Below are 9,189 nucleotides of genomic sequence, written 5' to 3'. Positions count from 1 at the left end.
CCGGAGCTGTACCGGGGGACGGGGAACAACGGACCGGGAACCGGCGCCAAGGGCCTTGCCGCAGATAATGGGGCCGCTTCGCGCAGTGCGAGCCGAGTAGAACCGCAGCTCACGGTGACCAGGCGCCAGGCGCTCGGGGACTTCGGCCGCCGGGCCGGGCGTGCGGTGCTTTCGAATTGCCGTGTTCTGGGTGAGGGTGTCGATATTAGGGCGGTGGATTCCGTGGCCCTGTTGGACCCGAAGGGGTCGGCGGTGGATATCGTGCAGGCAATCGGTCGGGCGCTCAGGCAGAAGCCGAATCAGGGGAAGGTTGCGACGCTGATCGTTCCCGTGTTTTTGGCCCCGGGTGAGCAGCCGGAAGACATGTTCACTTCTGCCTCGTACCGGCCTTTGGTGAAGGTCCTTGAAGGGCTTCGGGCACATGACGAGCGTGCCGTGGAAATGCTCGCGATTCCGCAGGAGAACCAGAAGCGCGTGGTTGATCCGTCGCAAAACATCGGTGAGGAGCCGGAGGAAGGCGAGGCGGAGTCCCGGCTGCTGCTCCGTTTTGCCGCCCCCAGGGATCCGGTGATGGTCGCCAAGTGGGTCAAGTTCCAGATCCTGGACACCGAGCGGCAGGACTGGACGCGCGGGTACGACGCCGCTCGCCGAACTCGGACTCGGACTCGGACTCGACTGGGCATAGCCGAGAACGTGTGCGGGGTGTAGCCGTGCAGCTCCACCCCGCACGTTCACGAGCTGGCTGCCAGAGGCCGTCAGGCCGACTCGATGGCGGAACGCACGTTGTCGATGTCGTAGCCGGTCTCCAACACGGCGTACGCGATGGCGAGCAGGCCCGGATCCTCGACCCGCTCCAGGGCCTTCTCTGCGTATTCGATGAAGCGAAAAGCGAGCGCCACCACTGACTGACACCGCTCTGCGGTTGCTAATGTGGTGGCATGGCTGTCATGACATTGCGAATCCCCGATGACCTTGACCCGTCGATCCGTGCCGGCGCTGAGGCTGCCGGTCTGTCCCTCAACGCCTACATCGTGCGCGCCGCACGTCGACAGGCTGTGCTCGACGCTGCCCAGCAACTCGCCAGGCTCGGCCTCGGCGACGACCTGTGCGGCGAGGGCGACACTCTGTGAAGCGCGGGGAAATCTGGACGCTGCCGGACGGCCGCAATGTCCTCGTCGTCTCGCTCGACGGCCTGGAACAGGCATACGGCGCGGTCCTCGCGATCGTGCTGCACCCCGCCGGGCGCTACCCGGACACCGCCATGTCCGTCGTGCTCGACAAGCCGTTGCCCTGCACCGCGGTCGCGGTCAACCTCCAGCAACTGCGAACAGCGCGCTTCGGCGACGGGCAGCTGCTCGGCAGCGTGGAGCCGGCGGCCATGGAACGCGTCAGCCAGGCCCTGCGCGCGGTGCTCGACCTGTAGATCACCAAGGGGCGGGGCGGGCGGTTCGTCATCCCGGGGAGCGTTGGCGTCACGTGCGGACGGAGCCTCGCGCACGACCGCGCCGGGGCGCCGTGGGGTTTCGCCGGGCGCAACGGCGCCCGGCCCCTGGGGGAGCCGGGCGCGTGGCTTCCGGTCAGTCTGGCGTCGGCGGTCGACGAAGAATCAGGATGCCGGCAGGGCATCGAGGGCGAGATCCCATGGGAACTCGCGGGGCCTGCCCTGTCCCGGCGGACGCGGTACGTATCCGCCCTCGCCGAGCAACACGTTCACGCCTGCCTCGCGCAGGGTCGCGATGCTCCCCTCAAACGCGGGGGATGGTCCCCGCCGCTACGTCGCCGCGGCCGCGAAGACCACCTGCTCCCTGCGTGTGCAGGGATGTGTCGACGGTCACGCAATTCCCCACGGGTCACGCCTTTGTCTTCACGTAATTCCCCACCCATGGCTGGACCACGGCCCGGTGTGCGGCTCATACGGCTAGACGAGTGGGCACAGCGTCCGCGCGTCCGTAGGTGAGTACCTGGGCAAGTACTTCGCGGAACAGGGCGATGTCTTCGGGCGGTGCTTCGATGACGGCCTCGATCTCACTGTCGCTCAACCGCAGGTCCTCCAGCGCTTCAGGGTTGAGCGAGACGCGGAGGACGTTGCCCGTCAGAACGGCTTCGCGTACACAGCCGTACGCGGTCCCCTGTCCGGCTGTGACCAGGCAGTATGTGTCCATCCCCAGGACGACCTCCTGTTCGTCTGGGTCTTCCTCTCCCGCCATGAACATCAAGATGAAGCCGCTTCCGTCCTCACCCTCGGCAAGAGCGGCTTCGGTGAAGTAGCCGTCAGGGTCGATCTCTGTTCTGGCGGCGCGGGCGGTGAATCGGTACGTCATGACGGGGGTTCTATCAGCGCGCTCAGCCGAGGCAGGAGGCAGGGGCGGGCGCCCGGCGTTCCACCTTCAGAGGACGCTGCCCACGACGCAGACCCCGGGATTCCCCTGGGGAAGATCGTGAACTTCTGGCTGGGGAATTGCGTGAGCGTCCACAGGATGGTCGTGCTCTCCGCGCGAGCGGAGGTGAACCCGCCACCCACGGCGGCACTGAGAAGAATCTGCTGTGCTCTCCGCAGGACCGTGCTGGGACGCAGATGGACGATTCGCCGGGACGCTGCCAGTCGCGGCAGTGCGGCGGTGCACGTCTCGTGCAGCCGTCCCTCCGTGCCCCGCAACGTCTGCCGTCCGCGGCCGCTGGCCGTGCAGCAGCGGTCGCCCAACTCAATGCCCACCTGCGGGCCGCCCCAGCTTGCCGACTTTGGCCTGGTCGCCGCTCTTCTTCGAACCGCCTCCATCGCGACGCGCAGCGCGACGCGGGCCAGGTCGACGCCGGCCGGCTCCACGGCAGTCATGCGATCGCCCCCAGAACCTCGTCGTCGAGCGGGCGAGCCGCGAGCTCGGCGAGCCGGTCGGCCCACGGGCTGCGCGGCGCGGGAACCATGGCGTCGGCGGCGTTTTGCTCCTGTGTGGTGCGCAGTTGGTCCAGCCAGGCAGCCAGCAGGTGCTCGGAGGTGCGGGCGCGGGCGTCGGCGGCGGCTTTCTCAGCGGCCGCGAGGGCAATCGGCCCGTCGGGGGCCCACTCGTGCCGGCGGCGTCCCTTCTCGGTGGCGTACGCCCGGCGCGCTTCCGCCTCGACCTTCGGTGAGCGGGCCAGCATCTCAAGCGCGCTCGCGCGGTATGCGGCAGCGACCATGCGGACCGCGTCGAGGGTGGTGTGCGCGAGGAGCGTGTCGACATCCCGGGGGTCGGGCTTGAAATCGGCTTCGTCCACCATGGCCAGGAACTGGCGCTGGGCGTCCTCGATCTCCCGCCGCAGCTCGGCACGCGCCCGGTCAACGGCGGCGGCGACGTGGGACGAGCTGCTCGCGGCCGCCGCTGCGGCGGCCGCGAGCTGCTCGGCCTCGGAGACCAGGCCGGGCAGCTCACGCCGGTAACCGCACGCCTCGCACAGCCCTGTCTGCTGGGCCGCACCGCAGTCCTCGCAGGGCCGGGCCTGCCGCGCGGACTTGCTCAACCTCGGCCTTGGCGCGGGCGGCCTGGCGGCGGGCCCGTCCGGCCTCGGCCTGCTGACGGCGCCACATCACGTTCTCCGCCTCAAGCGCGACTTGGTGACGCAGCCGTTCCTCGATGGCAGTCTGCCGCATCGCGGGATCGGTGCCGGGCATCTGGGTGTCGACCTCTGCAGTGATCTTCGCGCGCCAAGCGCGGCGGACATGCCGCTGGTTGGAGCACATCTCACAGCTGGCGCCGGTATCGAGCCGGATGCCGTCGTCGCAGCGCAGGTCCGTACACGCCTGGCGCTGGACCAAGCCCCTGCCCAGCAGCCAACCCAGCGGCTCGCGCACCAGGGCCTCGCCGCCAGCCTCTTCCAGCCGGTCGGTCAGACGGTCGGCGAGCAGCCGAGGTGCTGATTCGGGCCCGGCAATGCCGTCCAACACCTTCAGCCCCTGTTCGACAGCCCTGCGAGCTACGCCCTGCTGCCCGCGCGTGAGCTGCGCCCACAGCCACGCCACCGGCGCCAACGCCACCCGCAGCCGCAGATCCGGCAGGTCAGCGACTCTCCGCCCCTGCTGCTGCGGTGCACCGCGGCCGTCCACGACCGTCAGCCGTGTCCGACCAGCAGCAACTGCGGCCTGGCCCGGCCCATCTATCTCAACAGCATGGGATTCCTTGGGCTTTTCCCCGCGCAGCGGGCCTACCTCCGCTACCAGCAACCCGGTCGTGGCAGCGGCGTCCCCGCCGTCAGCGGCCTGGTCCTCGCGCACGCACACGCGCTCCGGCCGACGGCCTTCACCCCCACGGCCTTCGCCGGAAAAGCCACCAGAGAGCTCGAGAGACCCACCAGGAGTAACCACACGAGCGTGGGGAGCGTGGTGCTGTGTAGTTGCGGCGAGGTCTGCCGATCCGGCGTCCACACCATTCGCGGCACCGGAGTTCCCAGCGTTCACAAGGGCCCCGGCCGTCTCGCCGGACTCAAGATCTCCGGAGGCAGTAGCGGCGGGCGAACAGCGCGTCGAATTCCGCGACCCGCAGCGGCTGCTCGGTGGTGGGCAGCGTGCAGGAGGCCGGTACCCAGGTCGTCATCGTGACCACTCCCGTCATCATGCCCTCGCCCGGTGCGGGCGGGGACACCTCCGACGGTAAACCTGTACCTAGGCACCGGTTGCGGGTCTGTAAAGCTAACGGCTCTGGCTCACAAGCGGTGGTGACGCAGCGTCATGATGTTTCTGGCGTCGCCTTGTCGGGACATCCGTGAACGGATCCGCGACAGCGTGGCTGGTGGAGGCCGTCGCCAAGGCGCAGGGCTCCTGCCCTTCGGCGACGCGGAGCCGGGAGGACGGTCGGGTTGCCAGTGTCCCGGCAGTCGCCTGGTACCCGCCTGGCGCCGGCGCAGGACCGTCCCAAGCTGCAGGTATCACCCGCCGTCAGCACGGCCACGCTGCGTCGCCACCGCTTGTGAGCCAGAGCCGTTCATTTGACAGACCCCGGCCCAGATGTGGATGCCCGCAGGTGAAGGGCGGCCTGGTAGATGGCTGCGGTCTTGTCGTAGCGGGTGGCAAGCTCACCCTGCCTTGGGCATATGCGGTCGGGGCTGGTTGCGCCCCCGCTGCGTGCGCCAGTGCGCCCACAGGCGATCCGTGCGCTTCCTGCACCCGAAGTGCGCGGGTGTCTGACCACGGTCAACTGGGCAGCATCCGCTCGGCACCGCGTCCAGCTCGCGCGGGAGCTTCCGGCCGGTTCGGCCTTCGGCCGGTGCCGAGCGAAGGAGGGCTCACGGATGGGCACCCCGTTATCTCCGCCTCCATCGGAGAGCGCACCACCCCACTCAGGACATCTACAGAAACGTTCCTACCTGCCAGACAAGGAACTGGTCGACCTGCTGCGCGCCGAGTTCGAAGCCCGCTGGCCACCCGATGCGACCGGCGCTGAGGCCACCGCTCGCTATGCGCTCGTCCCGACAGGCAAACTTCTACGCCCGCTTCTGCTTCTGCACAGCGCCCAGGCAGTCGGCGGCAGCGTCCACCAGGTGCTTCCAGCCGCTGTCGGCCTGGAGTGTGTCCATGTGGGCAGCCTCATCCACGACGACCTGATCGACCATGACGACGTGCGCCGCAACCGCGACTCCGTCCATCGCCGCTTCGGAGCCGACCACGCCATCGTCGCGGGCAATGCTCTGTTCTTCACCTGGTTCGACACGCTCGGCGAGTGCGCGGATCGCGGAGTGCCGGCGGCACGCGTCCTGAAAGCCATGAGGATTCAGGCCCGAGTGGGCCGCCAGGTGTGCCAAGGGGCCGCCACGGAGCTCTGTATGGCGGGTCACTTCGACACCCCGGTCGCCGATTACCTGGAGATGGTCCGACTCAAGACTGCCATTCTGCTCGCGGCGGCTTGCCGAACCGGATCGGTACTTGTGGGAGCGCGCTCCGAGCACGCCGAGGCCCTTACCAGATACGGCGAGGCACTCGGGATTGCCTTCCAAATCCGTGACGATCTGTTGCCCTACGGTGCCAACCCGGACGTTGCTGGCAAACCCGCCGCCAGCGACATACGCAACCTGCGTCCCACGCTGCCCGTCCTCCTAGCCCGCGACCTCGCCACCCCGGCCGGCCGGGTCGCTCTGCTGCAAGCAGTCACCGCCGCAAACCCCCAAGCTCTCGACACCGTGCGGGAGATCGTGCACAGCAGCGGTGCCGGCGCTCGGGCCACAGACCTCGCCCGCCAGTACAGCGACCTGGCGCTCCACCAACTCGACGCCCTGCCCGACAGCCTTAGTAAACACCGCCTGGCTGCGTTGGCAGCACTTACCGATGACCGCACCCGCTGACAACTCGCTCACAAACCGCCAGCCCCATGTCAAGGCGGCTGGGAGCGGAAGAAGTAGGTCGACCTCAATCCGCACCAGACGAACGGATATCACGACGTGACCGTGGACCCCGATGCCTTCGGACTCCCCGGCTTCTACTGCCCCTTCGAAGCCGCCATCCATCCTCAAGCCGACGCCATCGAACAGAGAGCCATCGCCTGGATCGATCAGTTCGCTTTCGGAGATAAGGACCGTGCACGGTTGATCGCCACGGCTTCCGCAGAGGTAATTGCCCGGTTCTCGCCGAATGCGATCACGGAACGCATACAGGCAGTCGCCAACATGACGTACTGGGCGTTGGCATTTGACGATATGTGTGATGAGGGTCCGGTGAGCACCTGCGTGCGCGATTTCGCGGTTTTGGCTGCGCGCTACCAGCGGGTCCTGGACCTGCCGGACGCGCGGACGCTCGATGACGACCCGTACGTCGGAGCACTGCAGGACATTGTTCGCACGTTCCGGCAGTGGGCGACGCCCGCCCAGATGATGTGCTGGACAGGGGGATTCCGGGCTTGGCTACTGGGTGTCGCCCAGCAGATCAGCTACGCGGAGCGGGGCATCATGCCGTCCCTGGACGCATACCTGGCGATGCGCATATACAGCGTCGCCGGCCAGGACTTGATGATGATCGAGATGGCCAACGGCGTCGAGGTTCCCCTCGAGATCATGAGCTCCCGTAAGGTCCGGGCGCTGGTCGAGTCAGCCAACCTGGTGATGGCCCTGGACAACGATCTGATCTCGTATGCGCGGGAGCGGGAGCAGAACCACAGCGAAATGAACATCATCAATGTCCTGCTCCACGAGAATCCACGCTATTCACTGCAAGAGGCGGTCTCAGTCGCTGTCGCCCTGCGCGACCGGATTCTGACCCTGTTTATGAAACTCGGTGATCAGCTCATGCTGACGGCCGACGAGGGTCTCCGGGTCTACGTGCTCGACATCGCTCACGGGATACGTGCGGTCATCGAGTGGGGATTGAAGGCCCTGCGCTACCTCAACGCCGCCGGGCTTGCGCCGGAAAGGAACCTGATCTCCTCCCACTACTTGAAAGAACCCTCCGATCCTCGCACCGAACCGCCATCCCTCGCATCTGTTTCCTGGTGGTGGGAGCAGCTAGGCCGGTGATGCAACGATCGCCACGTGGGCGGCGGCTTTCCGGACAACGCACCTAAGGGTTGTCCCGTAACTGAAGTCGCCGCAGGCCCTAGCCTCGATCGTTCATGGGGGGTCCGTCAGCTTGCCGACGGGCCCTTTGTGGTGTGGCCGGTGGGGGTTTTCGGGGTTCGGGCAGGGCGGTGGCCCGGCTCTCGCGTCGGGTGGGCGCCGGGTTCCACTTTCCGGGGTGGTTGATGCGCGTTGTCGGAACAGGTGAGTCGGCTGGTCAGCCGGGGTTTGGCAGGGCTTGGAGCCGGTCGATCGCGTCTGTGATCACGTTGGTCCAGGGCCAGTGGGGGTTGAAGTGGAGCCACCGGCGGCGGCCCGTCGTGACCAGCCGGGCAGCGGCGGAGAACAGTCGGAGGCGGAGCTTCTTGGGCTCCCAGCGGCGGGCATCGCCTCCGAGCGAAAGCATCGGCATCCAGGCCAGTATGTCCAGAGCGAGTGAGACGATCTCCAGCCAGAGCTGGTTCTGGCTGGTGTCGTGGAGGGGCAGGTTGCGCAGGCCGGTGTCGCGGGCATTTCGGATGCGGTCCTCAGCCCGGGCCCGGCGGCGGTGCCGCAGTTCCAGATCGGCGATCCGGCCGTCCTTGGTGTTGGTGGCGAAGCAAGTGAGCCGGTTGCCGTCGACGTCGGTTAAACGCAACTGGGCTCCGGGGTGCGGCCGTTCCTTGCGGACGATCAGCCGCATGCCGGTGGGCCAGCCGGCGAGCGGGAGTCCGCCGATCTCGGCGATCCAGGCGCCGTCGCGGGTCTGGCCACCGGCCTCGACGGCCGGCGTCCACGCTGAGGCGGGAATCTTGAGTACGGCCTGGTGGATGTCGGTGGTGATGGTCATCCCGACCGAGTAGGACAGCCACCGCCCGCGCCTGGAAAGCCAGTTCACGAACTCGTGTGTGCCGCCGCCGGAGTCGGTACGAATCAGTGTCTGATGCCCCCGCCGCAGTCGCTTGGGGAGCTGGGCCAGGGCCAGGCCGGCAGCAGTGATGTGATCGGCTGCGGTGTTGGAGCCCGCGTTGCCCGGCCGCAGCAGGGCCGCCGCCGGTTCCCCGGACCCGTCCTGGCCGTGGTCGACGAACGCCACCAAGGGGTGGTGGCCGAAGGACTTCTTCCACGTCGGCGTCGCATCCTGTTTCTCCGAGTGTGCAATCACCAGCACGCCGTCGATGTCCACGGTCACCTGCCCGTCAGCGGCCGGGCTCTTCGTCCCGGCCAGCCGCCAGACCCGCCCGCGCGCTTCGGCCCGGGCCTTGCGGATCGCGTCCAGGGCCTTCGGGCCGGACTGGGCGAGCGCGGTGATCAGACGGGAGACGGTCAGCTCGGAGGCCACCGGGCCGAACACGGCCGGCTCGGCCCGCAGCAGGGCGACATCGGCCAGGCAGTCCCCGCCCATGGCGACCGCAAGCGCGAGATCCAGCAGGACCTTGCCGGGGTCGTGCACCGCCCGAGCCTTGTGCCACGGCGCGAGCGCCGCCGATATCGCAGTGTCCAGACCAGACTTGCGGATGGTCTCGACCAGCAACACGGACCCAGCCTGGGAGACCACCGCGCGGCCACCGCCCCGCACGCGGGCAGACGGGTACGACCCGATACGCTTCTTCACCTGGAAAGTGCCTCCGACAGGAGCGGGAACAAGGGCCTCAACAATCCTTATTCTCGCTGGTCAGAGCAATGCCGGTGAGTTAGCAC

General features: G+C 68.0%; 10 protein-coding genes. 5 read left to right on the top strand and 5 right to left on the bottom strand.

Annotated elements, in window-relative coordinates:
• A partial coding sequence (locus J7I98_RS39395) for a helicase-related protein (protein WP_285438148.1) occupies positions 1-708 on the top strand: 708 nt, incomplete at its 5' end.
• Between the two features lie 47 nt (positions 709-755).
• On the opposite strand, the gene J7I98_RS39390 is transcribed toward J7I98_RS39395, so the two are convergent.
• Positions 756-899: a hypothetical protein gene (locus J7I98_RS39390; RefSeq protein ID WP_214929869.1), complete on the bottom strand. Its 144-nt coding sequence runs from the start codon at positions 897-899 to the stop codon at positions 756-758.
• 39 nt (positions 900-938) lie between these two features.
• On the opposite strand from J7I98_RS39390, the gene J7I98_RS39385 reads away from it, so the two are divergent.
• A complete protein-coding gene (locus J7I98_RS39385; protein ID WP_251021733.1) occupies positions 939-1,130 on the top strand; it encodes a toxin-antitoxin system HicB family antitoxin in 192 nt (63 codons plus the stop codon).
• Positions 1,127-1,423, top strand: a complete 297-nt coding sequence (locus J7I98_RS39380) for a type II toxin-antitoxin system PemK/MazF family toxin (protein ID WP_214929868.1) — start codon at positions 1,127-1,129, stop codon at positions 1,421-1,423. The genes J7I98_RS39385 and J7I98_RS39380 overlap by 4 nt, the downstream gene beginning before the upstream one ends.
• Positions 1,424-1,910: 487 nt before the next feature.
• Here J7I98_RS39380 and J7I98_RS39375 read toward each other — a convergent pair whose 3' ends face one another.
• From J7I98_RS39375 to J7I98_RS39365, 3 genes are all read right to left on the bottom strand, one after another.
• Positions 1,911-2,321: an Imm10 family immunity protein gene (locus J7I98_RS39375; RefSeq protein ID WP_214929867.1), complete on the bottom strand. Its 411-nt coding sequence runs from the start codon at positions 2,319-2,321 to the stop codon at positions 1,911-1,913.
• 508 nt (positions 2,322-2,829) lie between these two features.
• The gene (locus J7I98_RS42000; RefSeq protein WP_251021871.1) at positions 2,830-3,495 is read right to left on the bottom strand and encodes a hypothetical protein; all 666 of its coding nucleotides are present in this window, start codon (positions 3,493-3,495) and stop codon (positions 2,830-2,832) included.
• On the bottom strand, positions 3,404-4,246 hold the full coding sequence (locus tag J7I98_RS39365) for a hypothetical protein (RefSeq protein ID WP_214929866.1): 843 nt from the start codon (positions 4,244-4,246) through the stop codon (positions 3,404-3,406). Before J7I98_RS39365 ends, J7I98_RS42000 begins: the two co-directional genes overlap by 92 nt.
• A gap of 815 nt (positions 4,247-5,061) precedes the next feature.
• Between J7I98_RS39365 and J7I98_RS39360 the strand changes: the two genes are divergently transcribed.
• Positions 5,062-6,306 carry a polyprenyl synthetase family protein gene (locus J7I98_RS39360; RefSeq protein WP_308378119.1) on the top strand — a complete coding sequence of 415 codons (1,245 nt, stop codon included), beginning with the start codon at positions 5,062-5,064 and terminating at the stop codon, positions 6,304-6,306.
• A gap of 96 nt (positions 6,307-6,402) precedes the next feature.
• Positions 6,403-7,470 carry a terpene synthase family protein gene (locus J7I98_RS39355; RefSeq protein ID WP_214929864.1) on the top strand — a complete coding sequence of 356 codons (1,068 nt, stop codon included), beginning with the start codon at positions 6,403-6,405 and terminating at the stop codon, positions 7,468-7,470.
• A 256-nt stretch (positions 7,471-7,726) separates the two neighbouring features.
• Here J7I98_RS39355 and J7I98_RS39350 read toward each other — a convergent pair whose 3' ends face one another.
• Positions 7,727-9,103 carry an IS1380 family transposase gene (locus J7I98_RS39350; RefSeq protein ID WP_214929863.1) on the bottom strand — a complete coding sequence of 459 codons (1,377 nt, stop codon included), beginning with the start codon at positions 9,101-9,103 and terminating at the stop codon, positions 7,727-7,729.
• Positions 9,104-9,189 lie beyond the last annotated feature (86 nt).

The organism is Streptomyces sp. ISL-98 (assembly GCF_018614055.1).
Lineage (GTDB): Bacteria > Actinomycetota > Actinomycetes > Streptomycetales > Streptomycetaceae > Streptomyces > Streptomyces spiramyceticus.
The sequence above is the reverse complement of the archived record's forward strand: the minus strand, read 5'-3'. Positions and strand labels throughout refer to the sequence as shown.